Genomic DNA, 17356 nt, shown 5'->3' with positions numbered 1-17356 from the left:
GAGAACGACCATGCAATGGACCACCCCGGCCTTCACCGACCTGCGTTTCGGCTTCGAGATCACGATGTACATCGCCAACCGCTGATCGATCGATCCGCCAGCGCACGTGTGAACAGCGCGTGCGCTTTTTTTGACCCTTCACCTTCCTCCATCGACCATGCGCATCCGGGTTCTGGGCTCTTCGGCCGGCGGCGGTTTCCCCCAGTGGAACTGCAATTGCCCCAACTGCGACGGCCTGCGCCGCGGAAAGCTCATGGCCCACGCGCGCACGCAGTCCTCGATCGCGGTGAGCGCCAACGAGGTGGACTGGCTGCTGGTCAACGCCTCGCCCGACATCCTCGGCCAGATCCGCGACACGCCGGAACTGCAGCCCGCGCGCGCGGTGCGCGACAGTGGCATCGCCGCCGTGGCGCTGATGGACGCGCAGATCGACCACGTCACCGGCCTGCTGATGCTGCGCGAGCGCGCAGGCGCGCTGCCGCTGCTGGCCACGCCCGAGGTGCTGTCCGAACTGGACAGCGGCTTTCCCATCACCCGCCTGCTCTCGCACTACTGCGGCGTGGCGCCCCATCCCGTGCCCACCGACGGCCGCACGTTCACCGCGCCCGGGCTGGAGGGCATCGAGCTGCAGGCCGTGCCGCTCGCGTCCAAGCCGCCACCGTATTCGCCGTTCCGCGGCAACCCGCGCCCGGGCGACAACATCGGCCTGGTGCTGCGCAACCCGGCGACTGGCGCGCGCGTGTTCTACGCCCCCGGCCTAGGCGAGGTCACGCCCGAGCTGCTGGCGATCATGGCCACCTGCGCCGTGGTGCTGGTGGACGGCACCTTCTGGACCGGCGACGAGATGCAGCGGCTGGGCCTGTCGCCCAAGGCCGCGGCCGACATGGGCCACCTGCCGCAGAGCGGGCCCGGCGGCATGATCGAACACCTGGCGCGGCTGCCGGCGACCACGCGCAAGCTGCTGATCCACGTCAACAACACCAACCCCATCCTGATCGAGGACTCGCCCGAGCGCGACGAACTCACCCGCCAGCGCATCGAGGTGGCGCGCGACGGCATGGACATCCGCTTCTGAGCGCGGGCACGCCATGGACATCGCCACCACCCCGCGCCCCCGCACCGGCCTGCCAGCCTGGACGCGCGGCGAGTTCGAGGCCCAGCTGCGCGAGAAGGGCCGCTCGTACCACATCCACCACCCGTTCAACGTGCGCATGAACAGCGGCGGCTGCACGCCCGACGAGCTGCGCTGCTGGGTGGCCAACCGCTTCTACTACCAGATCTGCATCCCGCGCAAGGACGCGGCCATCCTCGCCAACATGCCCGACCGCGCGCACCGCCGGCTGTGGATCGAGCGCATCCTCGACCACGACGGCCATGGCGACCACGAAGGCTCGGCCGCCGGCGGCATCGAGGCCTGGACGCGGCTCGGTGAGGCCGTGGGCCTCGCGCGCGAAGACCTGTGGTCGCTGCAGGGCGTGGTGCCCGCCGTGCGTTTCGCCTGCGATGCCTACGTGAACTTCGCCGCCAGGGCGCCCTGGCAGGAGGCGGTGTGCTCCTCGCTCACCGAGATGTTCGCGCCCCAGATCCACAAGGACCGCCTGGCCACCTGGCCCACGCACTACCCCTGGATCGAGGCCGAGGGACTGGCCTACTTCCGCAAGCGCATCCCCCTGGCCGGGCGCGACGTGGCACACGGCCTGCGCGTGACGCTGGAGCACTTCGACACCCGCGAGGCCCAGCACCGCGCGCTGGACATCCTGCAGTTCAAGCTGGACATCCTCTGGAACATGCTCGATGCCATCGAGAAAGCCTGTCAATGAAGACCCCCCCTGCGCCGCTTCGCGGCTTCCCCCCTGAGGGGGGACCACACCAGCGGCCTGGCAGAGCCAGTTCCGCGGTGTGTGCTGGTCCAACGATCTCTTTGCGCCGACCATGACAGCCATCTCCACCCATCCCAAGCTCTCGCGGCGTTTCCGCCTGCAGTACGAGCCCGCGCAGGAGCGCTGGGTGCTGCTCTACCCCGAAGGCATGGTGCAGCTCAACGAGAGCGCGGCCGAGATCCTGAAACGCTGCGATGGTGAGCGCACGTTGGCCGCCATCGTGGAGGATCTGGAGACCACGTTTTCCATCCAGGGCATTGGCCGCCAGGTGAAAGACCTGCTCGAAGAAGGAGGCCGCCGTGGCTGGATCGATTGAACCGCCCGGCCCGCCGCTGTGGCTGCTGGCCGAGCTCACCTACCGCTGCCCGCTGCACTGCGTGTTCTGCTACAACCCCACGCAGCACGCGCGCATCCAGCAGGAGCTGAGCACCGCGCAGTGGGTGGACGTGATGCGCCAGGCGCGCGCGCTGGGCGCGGCGCAGCTCGGTTTCTCGGGCGGTGAGCCGCTGCTGCGCGACGACCTGGAAGAGCTGGTGCAGGAGGCGCACGCGCTCGGCTACTACACCAACCTCATCACCTCGGGCGTGGGCCTGACCGACGCGCGCGCCACGCGCCTGAAGGCCGCCGGCCTCGACCACGTGCAGCTCTCGTTCCAGGACAGCACGCGCGAACTCAACGACTTCCTGAGCCACACGCGCACCTTCGAGCTCAAGCAGAAGGTCGCGCGCATCATCAAGTCGCACGACTGGCCGATGGTGATGAACTGCGTGCTGCACCGGCACAACCTGCCACACGTGGGCCCGATCATCGAGATGGCGCTGGACCTGGGCGCGGAATACCTCGAACTCGCCAACACGCAGTACTACGGCTGGGCCTGGGTCAACCGCGACCACCTCATGCCCACGCACGAGCAGCTGGTGGAGGCCGAAGCGGTGGTGAACCGCTACCGCGAACAGATCGGCTCGCGCTGCCGGCTGCTGTTCGTGGTGCCCGACTACTTCGAGCAGCGCCCCAAGGCCTGCATGAACGGCTGGGGCTCGGTGTTCCTCTCGGTCGCGCCCGACGGCCTGGCCATGCCCTGCCACAACGCGCGCAACCTGCCCGGCCTGGCCCTGCCCAACGTGGCGCACACGCCGCTGGCCGACATCTGGCGGACCAGCCAGGCCTTCAACGCCTACCGGGGCGATGGCTGGATGAAGCCGCCCTGCCGCGACTGCGACGAGCGACACAAGGACTTCGGCGGCTGCCGCTGCCAGGCCTTCCAGATCACGGGCGACGCGGCGCAGGCCGACCCGGTGTGCGGCAAGTCTCCCCACCACGACCAGGTGGTGCAACTCGTGAAGCAGGCGCCCGCGCAGCGCCACATCCCCATCGTGTTCCGCAGCGACACCGAGTCGCGCGGCCTGCACCCCGAGGTGCCGGCATGAACACCGCCACCGGCCACCACCGCATGCTGGGCGCGGCGGTGGTCAGCCACCTGCCGGTGCTGCGGCGCGGCCCGTTCGCGCTGGAGCACGCGCCGCACGGTCTCTTCCTGCTGTGGCTCGCCTTCATGGGCCTGGTGGGTTTCGGCGCCCTGCTGCTGTGGCAGGCCGGCGCCTGGCACCGGCTGGTGCACGCCGACCCCACGGGCCTGACCGTGGTCATCGTGCTGCTGTTCATCGGCGGCTCGCTCTGGGCCGGCCGCCGCGCCTGGGTGCTGGGCGAACAGCGCCTGCGGCTGGACGCCGCGCGCGAAGACCCGCTGGACACCTGGAGCGCCGAGTACCGCGACGGCTGCGCGCGGGCCGGTGCCGACCCCACGGTCTGGCTGCAGGTGCTGGGCGAGCGCGCGCACGGCCCGCACGAAATGGCCTGGTGGCTCAATGGCATCCAGCTCAAGCTGGGCCTGCTGGGCAAGGTGATCGGCTTCTCCATCCTCGCGCTGCAGCTCGGCGAGGTGCAGAGCTTCGACGCGAGCCAGTCCACGCAATTGCTCAAGAACCTCACCGGCGGCCTGGGCATCGCGCTGCTGACCACCGTGACCGGCCTCACCGGCAACATCCTGCTGGGCCTGCAGCTCATGCGGCTGGACCGGTTCGCCGACGCGCTCATCGCCGACACGCTGGCCACCACACCGACCCCGGAGGCGCGCGATGGCGATCGGCCGAGCGGTCCGTGACACCGAGACCGACCCGTTCTACGACATGTTGTTCAACATGCTGATCGCGTTCGTCTTCTGTTTCGTCATCGCGCTGCTCGCCTTCAACCCCAAGGCGCGCAAGAGCGGCGACATCCCGGCCAAGGCCGAGTTCATCGTCACCATCTCCTGGCCCGACAACAATCCCAACGACGTGGACGCCTGGGTCAACGAGCCGGGCGGCAAGACGCTGTGGTTCCGCCAGCGCGACGCCGGCATGCTGCACCTGGACCGCGACGACCGGGGCGCGAAGAACAACAGCGTGATCGTCAACGGGCGCGAGATCCGCAGCCCGGTGCGGCAGGAGATCGTCACGCTGCGTGGCCTGGTGCCGGGCGAGTACGTGGTGAACGCGCACTACTACGACTCGCGCGACCAGCAGCCGGTGGATGTGTCGGTGGCGGTGGTGAAGGTCAACCCGCAGGCGGAGATCGTCTACACCGGCACGCAGCAGATCCCACGCAAGGGCGACGAGCGCACGCTGGTGCGCTTCACCCTCGACGAGGCCGGCAGCGTGACCGACCTCAACACCCGACCGCTCGCGATCGTGCAACGCACGGGCCTCTGAACACCGCTTCCCATGATCCCCACCGTCTCTTCCCAATTGCTGTGGCTGGTGCTGGTGTACGCGCTGCTGGCCTTCCTGTTGCTGTGCCTGCTGCTGGCCACGCGCTGGCACTGGGGCGTGAAGCTGGGCGCGGTGCTGCTGGTCAGCGGCTTCTACGCGCTGAGCCACGCCACGCTGCAGGGCATCGCGGGCTGGCCGAGCGACGCTCCCCTGCCCCCGCGCTTCGTGCTGCTCTCGGCCGTGTTCGACGAACCCAGCCCGGGCCGAGGCCACGCCGGCGCGATCTACATCTGGGTCAATCCCATGACGGACAACCAGCCGCTGGCGATGCCGCGCGTGCACCGCCTGCCTTACGAGAAGGACCTGCACCGCATCCTGGGCGACGGCCTGCGCAAGGCGCGCGACGGCAACACGCAGATGGGCAGCACCGAACCGGTGCCGGGTGCGGGCGGCTTCGCCTGGCTGCGCCCGGCCGGCAACGACCGCCTGCAGATCAAGCTGAGCGACCTGCCGCGCGCGCAGCTGCCGGAGAAATGAGCCCCCCCTGCGCCGCTTCGCGTCTTCCCCCCCGAGCGGGGGACCCCACCACGGGCCCGGCAAAGCCGGATCCAGGGTGGGTCTGGAAGGGGATGCCGGCGAGCGTTGCAACCTGGGTAATGCTGACCAGCTGCAGCGGTCAGGGTGGCGGCGAAGGCTGGTTTCCGCTGATCGAGGGCGAGCGCATGGTCTACGCCGTGACGGTGGAGAGCGACGAAGCGCCACCGCCCGAGACATGGACGCTCACCGTCACCGCGCCGCAGACCGTGGCCGGCCAGCGCACCCAGGTGCGCCACCATTCGGCCGGCGTGAGCTACCACCTGCTGAGCGACGAAAAAGGCATTCGCCGCGTGGCCACGCGCACCGACATCGACCGCGAGCCCACGCCCGACAAGGAACCGCTGTGGGTGCTCAAGGCGCCCTACGAAGTGGGCACCGAATGGACCACGCCCACCGTGCCCTACCTGATCCTGCGCCGCAACGAGCACCCGCGCGAACTGCGCTACAGCCACCGCGCGCCGATGGCCTGGCGCATCGAGGCCGTGGACGACGAGGTGAAGACACCCACCGGCACGCACAAGCCGTGTCTGCGGGTCGTGGGCCGCGCCAAGCTCAACCTCTTCACCGACCCGGTGAACGGCTTCACCGACGTGCCGCTCACCAGCCGCGAGTGGTACTGCCAGGGCAAAGGCCTGGTGAAGTTCGAGCGCGAGGAGACCGTGCCGCCCGGGTTTCTGGTCGGCGGGCGGTTGACGGCGGTGTGGGTCAGGTGAAGCGCCCCGGCCCTGGCCGGACGGCGCTCAGGGTTTGACCGTGAGCACCCAGGCCGAGAGGGTCTTGAGGTCGGCCGCGTTCAGGCTGGGATGCGGGGGCATGGGGATGCGGCCCCACTTGCCCTTGGAGCCGTTCTGGATCGACTGCGCGAGCGAAGCCGCGGCGTCCTTGTCGCTCGCGTACTTTTCCGCGATGGCGCTGAAGGGCGGGCCGACCACCTTGTCGGCGTTGGCGTGGCAGGTGTAGCAGCCATTGGCTTTGGCGAGTTCCACGGCGGCCAGGTCGGCGGCGGTGGCGTGCTGGGCCAGGCCGGCCAGCACGGTGGGGAGGATCAGGAGGTAACGCATGGCGGGCACCGGAGAAAGGAAGGAAAGAAGGGACAGAAAAAAGGGGTGGCATGGCCTGGGCCACGCCACCCCCAACACCACATCACTTCATGAGCTTGAAGGTCCAGACCGAACCGCCCTGTTCGAGGAAGTTGACCTTCTTGGCCACTTCACCGCCCCACAGCGGCACGGCACCGCCCCAGCCCGAGACCACGCTGACGTACTGCTCGCCGCCCTCGGTCCAGGTGATGGGGGGCGCGACCACGCCGGAGCCGGTCTGGAACTGCCACACCACCTTGCCGGTCTTGGCGTCGGCGGCCTTCAGGTAACCCTCGGGCGTGCCCCAGAACACGAGGTCGCCGGCGGTGAGCACACCGCCCCACAGCGGCGCGCTGTTCTTGACTTCCCAGGCCACCTTGCCGGTCTTGGGATCGATCGCGCGCAGCGATCCGATATGGTCGTCGAACAGCGGCTTGATGGTGAAGCCCGCGCCCAGGAAGGCCGCGCCTTTCTTGTAGGTGATGGGCTCGTTCCAGATCTCCATGCCCCATTCGTTGGTGGGCACGTAGAACAGGCCGGTCTTGGGGCTGTAGGCCATGGGCATCTGGTTCTTGCCACCCAGGAAGCCCGGCGCGGAGAACACCGCCTTGCCCTTGGCACCGTCGCCACCGGCGGCGGTCGGGTCGCCCGGGCGGTTGGTGTCGTCGAAGTTGGGGCGGCCGGTCTTGAGGTCGATGCCGGTGGCCCAGGTCACCTTCTTCACGAACGGGAAGGCGTTGACCAGTTTGCCGGTGGCCGCGTCGTTCACGTAGAAGAAGCCGTTGCGGTCGGCCTTGGCGCCCATGCGCTTGCCGCCCATGTCGAAAGTGACGAATTCGTTGACGCCGTCGTAGTCCCAGCCGTCGTTGGGCGTGCTCTGGTAGTGCCAGACGATCTTGCCGGTCTTCACATCGATCGCGACGGTCGAGGCCGAGTACAGGTTGTCGCCCTTGCGCACATGGCTGTTCCACGGGCCGGGGTTGCCGGTGCCGAAGTAGGCCAGGCCGGTCTTGGCGTCGTAGGTGCCGCCCAGCCAGGTGGCCGCGCCCCCGGTCTTCCACGTCTCGCCCGGCCAGGTGGCGTTGGTGGTGCCGGTGATGCCGTTTTCCTTGCCGTCCTTGTAGCCCATGTGGCCTTCGACGACGGGGCGCGTCCACACCATCTTGCCGGTGCGCGGGTCGCGCGCTTCCACGCGGCCGACCACACCGAACTCACCGCCCGAGACACCGGTCATCAGCAGGCCTTCGGCGATGAGGGGCGCGGCGGTGTAGCTGTAGCCGGCGGCGTAGTCGTCGATCTTCTCGCGCCACACCACCTTGCCCGTGTTCTGGTCGAGCGCGACCAGCTGCGCGTCGAGCGTGCCGAAGATCACCAGGTTGTCGTACAGCGCGGCGCCGCGGTTGATCACGTCGCAGCAGGGCATGATGCCTTCGGGCAGGCGGTGTTCGTACTTCCAGAGCTTCTCGCCGGTCTTGGTGTTGACCGCGTAGATGCGCGAGTAGGACGCGGTGACGAACATCTTGCCGTTGTGCACCAGCGGCTGCGACTGCTGGCCGCGCTGCTTCTCGCCGCCGAACGACATGGACCACACCGGCACGAGCTTGTTGATGTTGCGCTCGGTGATGCCGTTGAGCGTGGAATGGCGCTGGCCCTGGGTGCCCAGGCCCCAGCTCAACACGTTGTCGGGGGTCTTGGCGTCGTCGGCGATCATCGCGTCGGTCACGCCCTGGGCGCTCACGTGGGCGGTGGCGGCCAGAATCATCAGGCTCAATAGGGTGCGTTTCACAGTGTGTCTCCTGCTCGTTCGTGGATGTGTGATGCCTGCGACCGAGCACCATGCCCGGCCGCCCGTGAACACCCCGGCCCTGCAGCCGTCGGGGTTTGCACAGACAGCAAATGGCAACATCCATGCCAGCGTTTTCGAGCGGTTTTCCGGCCTGAAATGCGCCACCCCCGGGCCTCGCGGCGGGTCGCGGCTGTGACACTGTTCAGAAACGAATCAACCCCTGCAACAGGGTTCAGCGCGCGCGCGAATCCAGCGCCCGCTGTTCGTACCGCGGGTACCACTGCACGAGGCTGCGGTGCAGCTCGGCGGGCTGCGCGGCCCAGCCGGCGAAGCGCGCGGGCACGGGCGTGCGCAGCAGCTCGCTCAGGTCCAGGCCTTGTTCGGCGCTCGCCTGCATGAGCGTGGTGAGCCAGCGCAGCCAGTCGCGCGTCTGCTGCACACCCACCGGCCCGCTGTGCACCGGGCCGTGGCTGGGCACGACCTGCCGCACCTCGCCCGCGGCGAGCCATTGCGCCAGCGTGTCCAGGCTGGCGAGCCAGGCGGCGGGGTCGGCGTGCGGCGTGGTGGGCACGCGCTCGGCGAACACCAGGCCGCCGGCGAACAGCACCCCGGTGCGGTGGTCGATCAGCACCAGGTCATCGCCGGTGTGGCCGCTCAGGCGCCGCAGCTCCAGCGTGTGTGCGCCCAGGCTCAGCGTGCGCGGTTCGATGGCTTCGCGTGCCGGTGTGGGCTCGGTGCCTTTCATCCAGTCGCCGCACAGGCGGTAGAGGTTGTCGGCGTAGGCCGCGCCCTCGGCTTTCATGCCTGCGATGCTGCCGGCCAGGGCCTGCGTGGGGCGGTCGGCCCAGGCCTGGTTGCCGAAGAAGTAGTCGGGGTGCAGGTTGAGGTTGAACACGTGGCGCACCGGTTCGTGCGTGAGCTGTTCGATGGCGCGGCGCTGCTGCTCGCCATAGCCGCGCGAAGGACCGGTGTTGACCACCACCACGCCCTCGCCCGTGGCGATGAAGGCGGTGTTGATGATGTTGCAGCCGTTGGCGCGCGAGAAGTCGGCCACCGCGCCTTCGATCACCCAGGTGTGTTCGGCGACCTGGCGCGGCCGCAGGCCGTGGTCGAGCCGCGCCACGTCGGGCTGCGGTTGCGCGTGGACCATGGCCGCGAACAGCAGGGCCGCTGAGGCCAGCGCGCCGCGCACCGTCACGCGGGCACCTCGGCATCGATGCGGTTGCCGTTGTTGTCGCGCCCGGTCAGGCGGAAACCGCCCACGTGCTGCGGCGGCAGCTCGAAGGTGAGCAGCGGGTTTTCCGACACCGGCTCGTGCAGGGCCAGGCGCCACCAGGCCTGGCCCGCGCTGTCCACCAGCTGCAGCTGCTCGATGTAGAACGCGGGGATGCCCGCGACCAGGCCGGTGTCCATCGGGTGCATCACGCGCACGCGCAGGCGACGGCTGCCCTCGATCACATTCGGGAAGAAGCGCGCCTGCACCTGGTTGAGCGTGCGGCTCCACGAGCCGTCGGCGCGCGTGGCGCCGGGCACCGTGCAGCCCCCACCGGCCGCCTGCACCCAGGTGCCGCCCACGTGCCAGCGGCCGTCCGCCGTCTGCACCATCGCGCGCACCGGCGATGCCTGTTCCATGCGGATGCGGAACGCCAGCATGGGCAGCGCGCGCAAGGGCTCGAAGGCCAACACCTCGCGCACCGGGTTGCGGTCCACCACCACCAGGATGCGCGCCACACCGCCGCCCGTGCGGGCCAGGCCGCGCGCGTCCACCAGCAGCGGCACGTTCATCGCGTCGTCCGCGAAGGCCGGGCCGCGCACCGTCACCGCCTCGGAAAACACCATGGGCGCATCGCGCAGGTACTGCTGGCGCAGCGTGGGCCATTGCATGGAGCCCAGCGGGTCGCCCCCGGTGCGGTCTTCGGCGGCAGCCCACAGCGGCGGCGCGCCCAACAGACCACCCCACAACAAGGTTCGGCGCCGCAGCATGCTCAGCCCCCGCCCTTCTGGCGGATGAAGCCGCGCTGCGGGTCGTAGCCCCAGAGCGCGAGCACGAAGAACACGGCGGTGCACCCCAGCACCACGGCCCAGGCCACGGCGTTGAACTGCCCAACCATGGCAAAGCGCATGGCCTCCACCGCGTGGGTGAAAGGGTTGAACTCCGCGATCTTCAGCAGCCAGTAGGCGCCCGATTCCTCCAGCTTCCACAGCGGGTACAGCGCAGGGCTGATGAAGAACATCGGGAAGATCACGAAGTTCATGGTGCCGGCGAAGTTCTCCAGCTGCTTCACGTACACCGAAAGCACGAGCCCCAGCGCGGCCAGCATCGCGGCGGCGCAGGCCATGGCCAGCAACAGGCCCGGCAGATGCGCCCAGGCCAGCTCGACGCCGAAGGCCAGCGCGATCAGCAGGAACACCGCCATCTGCAGCACCGAGAGCACGGTGCTGCCCAGGAGCTTGAAGGCCAGCAGCCAGCCGCGCGCCAGCGGCGCGGTGAGCAGCAGGCGCATCACGCCCATCTCGCGGTCGTACACCATGGAGAGCGAGCTCTGCATGCCGTTGAACAGCGCCACCATGCCCAGCAGGCCCGGCACCATGTAGACCTGGTACTCGATGTAGGTCTCGTAGGGCGGGATGATGGCCACGCCGAACACGTTGTGAAAGCCGGCCGAGAACACCACGAACCACAGCAGCGGGCGCACCAGCGCCGAGCCCAGGCGCGTGGGCTGGCGCAGGAAGCGGCCCAGCTCGCGACCGACCACGGCGCGCAGCGCGCGCGCCAGGTGCAGCGGCAGCGAGGGCGCGGCCAGGGGGCTCAGGGGCGTTGCCGGCATGCGGTCTCCGCTTCGTCCACGCCCAGCGTGTCCAGCACGTCCTTGGGGTGCAGCACGCCGTCGAGCGGCGCCACGCCCGCCACGCCGTCGATGTGGCTCAGGAACACGGGCTGGCGCAACTGCCCGTCCCAGGCGCGGAAGGACAGGCGCGGGCCCTTGAAGCCGTCGATGAAGACGCTGCCGCCGCGCAGCTTCTTCAACTGCTGCGCCAGCGGTGCCTTGGGGTCGTCCACCAGCACCGCCGCCACCGCGCGGCCCGCCACCCAGGCCGACCAGTCGTGCGACCGCATGGGGCGCTGCGCGAGCTTCTGGAAACGGCGCGAGAGCTGCGGCCCGCCGTTGCGCTCCCACTGCGCATGCCAGGCGCTGGCCACCAGGCCGCTGGCACCGACCACCGGGCGCGGCCACTGCGTGGCGTAGGGCAGTGTGCGCGCGAACTCGCCGTCGGCGTCCATCACGGCCACCACCTCGTGCTCGCGCTCGCCGGTGAGCAGCCGGGTGTTGGCCAGGTCGCGCTCGCGTGGGTCGCCGGTGAGCTTGAAGGGTTTGCTCTGCACGATCTTCAGGCCGTAGCGCCTGGCCGCGCGGGTGAAGGACTCGCCCATGAGCAGGTCGGCCGGCTCCGGCCCCTGCAGCAGCAACACCTTGCGCCAGTTGCGCGCGGCCAGGTACTGCGCCAGTGCATCGCTGGCCATGTGGCGGCTGGGCAGGGTGTGCAGCAGGTGCGCGGCGCAGCCCTGCGCGCGCAGGCTGTCGTCGTCCAGCCCGGTGTTGAACACCATGGCACCACCGAGCGCGGCCGGCGCGCTCTGCACCAGCTGGCGCAGTTCGGCCAGCGGCAGGTCGGCCACGAGGTGCTGCACCTTCGCCGCCTTCAGCTCGGCCAGGGCCTTGGGCAGCGCCGCCGCATCGGGCAGCACCACCTCGCGCAGCGCGAGCTCGATGCCGGCGGCGTCCAGCTCGAACGCCGCGTCTTCCAGCGCGAGCCGCACGCCCTGCACCGCCCGGCCCTGCGGGTGGCCGGGGTAGGCGCGCTCCAGGCGGCGCGGCGCGTAGCGCGCGTCATCGGCCAGCGAGACCACAGCCACCGTCAGCTTGACCGCGGCGGCGTGCACCGACGGCGCACCGAGCAAGGCGGCCAGCGCGAGCAGCGGGGCTTTCCACATCAGGGCGCCACGATCACGCTGTGCGGCACGCGGCCCACGGCCACCGTCTTCACCGCCTTGGCGCCGGCCGTGTCCACCAGGGTCATGTCGTCCGACAGGCCGTTGGTCACGTACAGCGTCTTGCCGTCGGGGTGCACCGTCAGGCCCCAGGCGCGCTTGCCCACCAGCACCTGGCGGCCCACGGTGCGCGTGGCCACGTCCACCTCTGCCACGTGGTTGGCGCGGCCCAGCCCGACCCACAGGGTCTTGCCGTCCGGGCTCAGCGCCATGCCCACGGGGGTGATGTCGGCCTCGCGCATGCCCTTCACCGCAAACTTCACCGTGCCCTTGACGCTGTGGTCTTTCGTGTCCACCACGCTCACGGTGGCGTCGAGTTCGTTGCTGACCCACAGCTCGGCGCCGCCGGCGGCGAGCACGAAGCGGCGCGGTCGTTTGCCCACCTTGATGTTCTTGATCACCTTCTTCTGGCCCAGGTCGATGACGTGCACGACGTTGGCCACCTCGGAGGTGACGTAGGCGAACTTGCCGTCGGGCGTGATCAGCACGCCCTCGGGCTCGCCACCGGTCTTCACCTCGAACAGGGGCTTCTTGCTCGCCAGGTCGTAGGCAGCCATCACGTTCTCGTCCTCGATCGACACGTACACCGTCTTGCCGTCGGGGCTGAGGTCGAAGATCTCGGGACTGTCCCCCAATGGAACAGTGCCGGTCATCTTGCCGCTGGCGGTGTCGACCACGCCAAGCTGGTTGCTGTCGCCGCAGCACACGTAGAGCTGGCTGCGGCTGGCATTGAACATCATGTGGCGCGGCCGCTTGCACACGTCGATGGCCGCGAGGCGCTCGCCTTTCGCGTCGAACACATAGAGCTTGTTGTCCTTCTCACTGGACACATACACCTTGCCCTGGGCCATGGCGAGGGTGGCACAGCCCAGCAGGGTGGCAAGGGTGAGCAGGCGAAGCGGGCGGGTCATGTCGGTGTCTCCTGAAGGGGTCTTGTGGGTGGCACAGCGGTCACCCGGGTGGCGCCGCTGCCCTTGTTCCGCAAATTCGATGCCAGCGCCAGTGGGGGAATGGAAATTGCGTTGACCTGCCCCAAACACCCCGTTGGCGACCCGATCGCTACGGACAAACCCTGAGACCACACGGCTTCGCAGGCCCGCACCGCATGACCCGACTGCCCCACGGCCCTCCCGACTGTTCCAGCAAGGAACACTGTTCTGTGACACGCCGCCGTGCGCTGGCCTGGGGCCTGGCGCTGGCGGCCTCGGCGGGCCCGTCGCTGGCCAGCACGGCGGCCTGGCCCATCCGGCCCCTGCAGCTCATCGTGCCCTGGCCCGCCGGCGGCGCGACCGACCTCACGCTGCGCATCCTGTGCGAGGAAGCCGAGCCCCTGCTGGGCCAGCCCATCGTGGTCATCAACCGGCCCGGCGCGGCGGGCACGCAGGTCGCGCCGCTGCTCAAGGCCGCCGAGCCCGACGGCCACACCATTGGCCAGGTGCCCATCACGGTGTACCGGCACGCGCTCATGAACCCCGTGCCCTGGGACCCGGTGACGGATCTCAGCCCCATCGTGCAGGTCTCGGGCACCACCTTCGGCGTGCTGGTGCCCAGCACCAGCCCCTGGAGGCAATTGCCCGAGATGCTCGACTGGGCGCGCGATCACCCGGGCGAACTCATCCTGGGCTCCACCGGCATCGGCACCACCGCCCACCTGGCGATGGAAGAGATCCTGTTGCAGCGCGGCATCCGTTATGTGCACGTGCCCTACCGGGGCACCGCCGACCAGATGCTCGCGGTGGCCAGCGGCCAGCTGATGGCGGGCGTGAACTCCACCGGCTTCGCGCCCTGGGTGGACCAGGGCCGCATGCGCGTGCTCGCGATCTTCAGCGCGCAGCGCAGCCCGCGCTGGCCCGACGCACCCACGCTGCGCGAGCTGGGTTACCCGCAATCGGTCTACACCTCGCCCTGGGGTCTGGCCGCGCCGCGCGGCACACCCGAGCCGGTGGTGCGGAAACTGCACGACGCCTTCGCCCGCGCGATGCAGAGCGAGCGCCACCTGCGCGAGCTGGCGCGCTACGACCAGACGCTGGACTACCTCAACACCCGCGACTACCGGCAGGCCGTGCGCGACACGGTGGAGCGCGAGAAACGCCTGCTGCAGCGCATGAACCTGCTGGCCCGGCCGATGGGAGCGACGGGATGAACCCCACCACCCTGCTCCAGGCCGGCGGCCTGCACAAGGCCTACGCCGGCAAGCCCGCGTTGAAAGGCGTGGACGTGGCACTGCGGGCCGGCGAGGTGCTCGCGCTGCTCGGTCCCAACGGCGCGGGCAAGTCCACGCTGCTGCAACTCCTCACCGGCCTGTTCACGCCCGACCAGGGCCGCATCGAGGTGCTGGGCCACGACATGTGCCGCCACCCCAGCCGCGCGCTGGCCGGGCTGGGCGTGGTGTTCCAGCAGAGCGCGCTCGACCTGGACCTGTCGGTGATGGCCAACCTGCTGTTCCACACCGACCTGCACGGCCTCCCGCGCGCGCAGGCGCGCGAGCGCATCGCGGCGCACCTCGATGCCATGGGCCTGGGCGAACAGGCGCGCGCCGTGGTGCGCAGCCTCTCGGGCGGCACGCGGCGCAAGGTGGAGCTGGTGCGCGCGCTGCTGCACGAGCCACGCGTGCTGCTGATGGACGAAGCCACCGTGGGCCTGGACCCGGCCTCGCGCCAGCAGTTGCTCGACACCGTGCGCACGCTGTGCCGCACACGGGGCATGGGCGTGCTGTGGGCCACCCACCTGATCGAGGAAGTGCACGGTGCCGACCGCCTGATGCTGCTGCACCAGGGCACGGTGCGCTTCGAGGGCTCGATCCCGGCCTTCATGGCGCAGGCACAAGGCGCGGACTTTCAGGCCGAGGTGCTGCGCCAGCTCGGGCCGCCATAATCAGGGCATGCCCGACAAAGACCCGGACGCCCGCTTCAAGACCGCCCTGCAGGTGGTGGGCATCCTGGGCCTCACGGGCATGCTCGCGATGATCTTCCACAAGGGCTTCGCCGACATCTCGTTGCTGTGGCAACAGCACTCCGGGGGCGACTTCTGGGTGGCGCTGGCGCGCTACTTCTTTCGCAACCTGGCGGGGTGAGATGCGTCCGCCGAACCGTCAGGACAACTGGATCTCGACCACCGTGCGACCCGGCGCGCTCTGAAGAGAGAGCACCGCGCCGATCGCGCGGGCGCGTTCCCGCATCGCCAGCAGTCCCTTGCGCCACGCCACGGTGGCGTCGAACCCTCGGCCGTTGTCCACGATGCGCAGGCGCACACCCTGCTCGGCCGCGACGGCTTCGATGCACAGCTCGGTTGCCTGCGCATGCTGCAGCACGTTCGACAAGGCCTCGAAGACCATGAACTGCAGCTGGCGCATCGCGCCGGCGTCCAGCCGCTGCAGCGGCTCGATCAGTTCCACCGCCCAGCGAAGCGCGATGTCGCTGGCCTGCAGGCGAGGCTCCAGGCGGTAGCGCAGGTTGGCCAGCAGCGCCGTCACGTCGCCCGGCGGCAGGTTCATGGCGTCGATCGACAGCTTGAGCTGATCCAGCGAGTCGCGCAGCGTCTGCAGCAGCTCCTGCTGGCTGGACCGGCCCGACTCGAGCTGCCGGATCGCCGAGCTGATGTGGGCTCCCACGCCGTCGTGCATGTCGCGCAAGATGCGGGTCCGCTCGAAGGTGCGCTCCTGCTCGCGGGCCAGTTGCTCCACCCGCCGGTAGGTCTCGGCGAGCTCGCGCTCCTTCTCGCTCACCCGCGCGGCCAGGGTGTTCAGGAGGTCGCGCACCTGGGCCGACACCCGCCGGAACCGCTCGATCACGATGTAGACCAGCCCCAGGCCGAACACCACCGACGAATACCGCATCAGGCTGCTGTCGGCGTAGGTCGGGTCGATGCGAAACACGTAGAGATCGCGAAACCCCACCGCCACGTTGAGCAGCACCGCCAGCGCCACCACCCGGTGAGGCATGCTGGCGCCACGCAGCGCCTGGCCCAGGAAAACCGCACCGAACAACAGGAAGGTCAGGCCCAGCGCCGCGTACCACGCCGTGAGCGCCAGCGGGTGACCAAAGCCCAGTGCCCAGATCGCCATGGGCCCGCTGGCCAGCATCAGGGCGGTCAGCCAGGTGGCCATCAGGCGCCCGGCCGGCCGATTCTCCCAGCGCGCCACGTTCATGCAGAACAGCCCCATGCTCCAGCTCCAGACCGCGAGCGCCACCACCGGCACAACGCCCCACCAGGGCCAGGCCAGCACCGGGTTCTCGATGAGCACATCGCCGACGCGGACCGCCCAGAACAGTTCGGCCAGGCCGGCATACAGGTACAGCGGGTCGCGCCGCTGGTGAACCGTGTTGGACAGGTCGGGCTGAGTCACCCACAGGGACAGCGAGATCAGCCCGACCAGGAGGCTGAAGCCGACCACGACCATCGAGCCCGTCACCCGCCAGCGATGGGCCTCGGCGTACTTCGCGACGACCGCCTCCCGTGGCCCGATCCAGACGGTGGAGAGCCCACCCCGGCGGCCCACGTCGGCGCGCACCCGCACCTGCAGGGTGTTGTGTCGCTGCAGCAGGCCTGCGGGCAGCGGCGCCATGCGAGGCACCTGTCCGTAGTCGGCCCCGTTGGGCCGCAGCATGTCGCCCTCGTGCTGCACCCGCATGCCGTTAAGCCAGATTTCGTAGGCGTTGCCCAGCCGGGGCAGGTAGATGCTCCAGGGCTCCTGCGGCACCTCGGGCAAGGTGAAGCTCAGGTCGAAGGTCGCCCGGCCGGCTCGGCCGGGATGGTGCCGGTCCCAGTGGTAAGGCAGGGTCAGCAGGCGCTGCTCGATGCGATCGTCCACCACCACGGTGGCCTGGGCTTCGCGCAGCTCCAATGCGGGGTGATGGGGCGTTTCCCGATCATCGGCGTGCAGCGATCCCGTCAGGCCCAGGGCCAGACTGAGGCACACCAGCCAGCGCCACCCGATGCCCTCAGTCATGCCGAGGCAACATGCCCATGCGCGTGGCTTCAAACACCGCCTCCATCTTGGAATGCACCGCCAGCTTGCTGTACAGGCTCTTGATGTGCGCCTGCACCGTGTGCACGCTCACGCCCTGCAGGACAGCGATTTCCTGGTACGAGAAGCCTCGGGCGATCAGGCCGAGCACCTCCTGCTCGCGGCGCGACAAGGGCGGGCGTTCGACCGGCGGCGGCGCGGCGGCGGGGGGCGGGACGACGGCCTGGCGGGTGGCGTACTTGGCCAATAC

21 protein-coding genes are annotated in these 17356 nt (G+C 69.7%); 12 read left to right on the top strand and 9 right to left on the bottom strand.

Going from position 1 to position 17356, the window contains the following annotated elements:
- The first annotated feature begins 10 nt into the window (after window positions 1–10).
- The 9 genes from pqqA to AC3WPZ_RS16835 all read left to right on the top strand — a co-directional run bounded on the left by pqqA (window position 11) and on the right by AC3WPZ_RS16835 (window position 5937).
- Window positions 11–85, top strand: a complete 75-nt coding sequence (pqqA, locus tag AC3WPZ_RS16875; RefSeq protein ID WP_068167214.1) for a pyrroloquinoline quinone precursor peptide PqqA — start codon at window positions 11–13, stop codon at window positions 83–85.
- A gap of 72 nt (window positions 86–157) precedes the next feature.
- Window positions 158–1075, top strand: coding sequence for a pyrroloquinoline quinone biosynthesis protein PqqB (pqqB, locus tag AC3WPZ_RS16870; protein ID WP_444688648.1), 918 nt, complete (start codon window positions 158–160; stop codon window positions 1073–1075).
- Between the two features lie 13 nt (window positions 1076–1088).
- Window positions 1089–1820 carry a pyrroloquinoline-quinone synthase PqqC gene (gene pqqC, locus AC3WPZ_RS16865; protein ID WP_444688647.1) on the top strand — a complete coding sequence of 244 codons (732 nt, stop codon included), beginning with the start codon at window positions 1089–1091 and terminating at the stop codon, window positions 1818–1820.
- Between the two features lie 112 nt (window positions 1821–1932).
- Entirely contained in the window at window positions 1933–2196 is a 264-nt protein-coding gene (pqqD, locus tag AC3WPZ_RS16860) for a pyrroloquinoline quinone biosynthesis peptide chaperone PqqD (protein ID WP_382323882.1), read from the top strand.
- Entirely contained in the window at window positions 2180–3307 is a 1128-nt protein-coding gene (pqqE, locus tag AC3WPZ_RS16855) for a pyrroloquinoline quinone biosynthesis protein PqqE (protein WP_382323881.1), read from the top strand. Before pqqD ends, pqqE begins: the two co-directional genes overlap by 17 nt.
- On the top strand, window positions 3304–4041 hold the full coding sequence (locus tag AC3WPZ_RS16850) for a hypothetical protein (RefSeq protein ID WP_382323880.1): 738 nt from the start codon (window positions 3304–3306) through the stop codon (window positions 4039–4041). The genes pqqE and AC3WPZ_RS16850 overlap by 4 nt, the downstream gene beginning before the upstream one ends.
- A complete protein-coding gene (locus tag AC3WPZ_RS16845; protein ID WP_382323879.1) occupies window positions 4016–4627 on the top strand; it encodes a DUF2135 domain-containing protein in 612 nt (203 codons plus the stop codon). Before AC3WPZ_RS16850 ends, AC3WPZ_RS16845 begins: the two co-directional genes overlap by 26 nt.
- 12 nt (window positions 4628–4639) lie before the next feature.
- Window positions 4640–5164, top strand: coding sequence for a hypothetical protein (locus tag AC3WPZ_RS16840; RefSeq protein ID WP_382327035.1), 525 nt, complete (start codon window positions 4640–4642; stop codon window positions 5162–5164).
- Between the two features lie 119 nt (window positions 5165–5283).
- Window positions 5284–5937 carry a hypothetical protein gene (locus AC3WPZ_RS16835; protein ID WP_492440691.1) on the top strand — a complete coding sequence of 218 codons (654 nt, stop codon included), beginning with the start codon at window positions 5284–5286 and terminating at the stop codon, window positions 5935–5937.
- A 27-nt stretch (window positions 5938–5964) separates the two neighbouring features.
- Here AC3WPZ_RS16835 and AC3WPZ_RS16830 read toward each other — a convergent pair whose 3' ends face one another.
- The 7 genes from AC3WPZ_RS16830 to AC3WPZ_RS16800 form a co-directional block, all read right to left on the bottom strand.
- Window positions 5965–6285 carry a c-type cytochrome gene (locus AC3WPZ_RS16830; RefSeq protein ID WP_444688642.1) on the bottom strand — a complete coding sequence of 107 codons (321 nt, stop codon included), beginning with the start codon at window positions 6283–6285 and terminating at the stop codon, window positions 5965–5967.
- Between the two features lie 82 nt (window positions 6286–6367).
- Window positions 6368–8065 (bottom strand): PQQ-dependent methanol/ethanol family dehydrogenase, encoded by a 1698-nt coding sequence (locus tag AC3WPZ_RS16825; RefSeq protein WP_492440716.1) that lies wholly within the window; start codon window positions 8063–8065, stop codon window positions 6368–6370.
- A 256-nt stretch (window positions 8066–8321) separates the two neighbouring features.
- Window positions 8322–9287 carry a quinoprotein relay system zinc metallohydrolase 1 gene (locus tag AC3WPZ_RS16820; RefSeq protein WP_444688641.1) on the bottom strand — a complete coding sequence of 322 codons (966 nt, stop codon included), beginning with the start codon at window positions 9285–9287 and terminating at the stop codon, window positions 8322–8324.
- Window positions 9284–10072 carry a quinoprotein dehydrogenase-associated SoxYZ-like carrier gene (locus AC3WPZ_RS16815; RefSeq protein WP_444688640.1) on the bottom strand — a complete coding sequence of 263 codons (789 nt, stop codon included), beginning with the start codon at window positions 10070–10072 and terminating at the stop codon, window positions 9284–9286. The genes AC3WPZ_RS16820 and AC3WPZ_RS16815 overlap by 4 nt, the downstream gene beginning before the upstream one ends.
- A gap of 2 nt (window positions 10073–10074) precedes the next feature.
- Complete coding sequence (locus AC3WPZ_RS16810) at window positions 10075–10917, bottom strand: ABC transporter permease (RefSeq protein WP_382323871.1); 843 nt, start codon at window positions 10915–10917, stop codon at window positions 10075–10077.
- The gene (locus AC3WPZ_RS16805) at window positions 10899–12083 is read right to left on the bottom strand and encodes an ABC transporter substrate-binding protein (RefSeq protein ID WP_444688639.1); all 1185 of its coding nucleotides are present in this window, start codon (window positions 12081–12083) and stop codon (window positions 10899–10901) included. Before AC3WPZ_RS16805 ends, AC3WPZ_RS16810 begins: the two co-directional genes overlap by 19 nt.
- Complete coding sequence (locus AC3WPZ_RS16800; protein WP_444688638.1) at window positions 12083–13051, bottom strand: PQQ-dependent catabolism-associated beta-propeller protein; 969 nt, start codon at window positions 13049–13051, stop codon at window positions 12083–12085. Before AC3WPZ_RS16800 ends, AC3WPZ_RS16805 begins: the two co-directional genes overlap by 1 nt.
- A gap of 248 nt (window positions 13052–13299) precedes the next feature.
- On the opposite strand from AC3WPZ_RS16800, the gene AC3WPZ_RS16795 reads away from it, so the two are divergent.
- Genes AC3WPZ_RS16795 through AC3WPZ_RS16785 form a run of 3 tightly spaced genes read left to right on the top strand, consistent with a single transcriptional unit; the run spans window position 13300 to window position 15213 of the window.
- Window positions 13300–14283 (top strand): tripartite tricarboxylate transporter substrate binding protein, encoded by a 984-nt coding sequence (locus AC3WPZ_RS16795; protein ID WP_444691508.1) that lies wholly within the window; start codon window positions 13300–13302, stop codon window positions 14281–14283.
- Window positions 14280–15014: an ATP-binding cassette domain-containing protein gene (locus tag AC3WPZ_RS16790; protein ID WP_444688636.1), complete on the top strand. Its 735-nt coding sequence runs from the start codon at window positions 14280–14282 to the stop codon at window positions 15012–15014. The genes AC3WPZ_RS16795 and AC3WPZ_RS16790 overlap by 4 nt, the downstream gene beginning before the upstream one ends.
- Before the next feature lie 7 nt (window positions 15015–15021).
- Window positions 15022–15213 carry a hypothetical protein gene (locus AC3WPZ_RS16785; RefSeq protein ID WP_382159231.1) on the top strand — a complete coding sequence of 64 codons (192 nt, stop codon included), beginning with the start codon at window positions 15022–15024 and terminating at the stop codon, window positions 15211–15213.
- An 18-nt stretch (window positions 15214–15231) separates the two neighbouring features.
- On the opposite strand, the gene AC3WPZ_RS16780 is transcribed toward AC3WPZ_RS16785, so the two are convergent.
- Together AC3WPZ_RS16780 and AC3WPZ_RS16775 are read right to left on the bottom strand one after the other, a co-directional pair.
- Window positions 15232–17088, bottom strand: a complete 1857-nt coding sequence (locus AC3WPZ_RS16780; protein WP_382323868.1) for a sensor histidine kinase — start codon at window positions 17086–17088, stop codon at window positions 15232–15234.
- The coding region (locus AC3WPZ_RS16775) for a response regulator transcription factor (RefSeq protein ID WP_492440687.1) at window positions 17081–17356 on the bottom strand (276 nt) is incomplete at its 5' end. The genes AC3WPZ_RS16775 and AC3WPZ_RS16780, both read right to left, overlap by 8 nt.

The organism is Hydrogenophaga sp. FW305-3-2-15-A-LB1 (genome assembly GCF_058787875.1).
The sequence above is the reverse complement of the archived record's forward strand: the minus strand, read 5'-3'. Positions and strand labels throughout refer to the sequence as shown.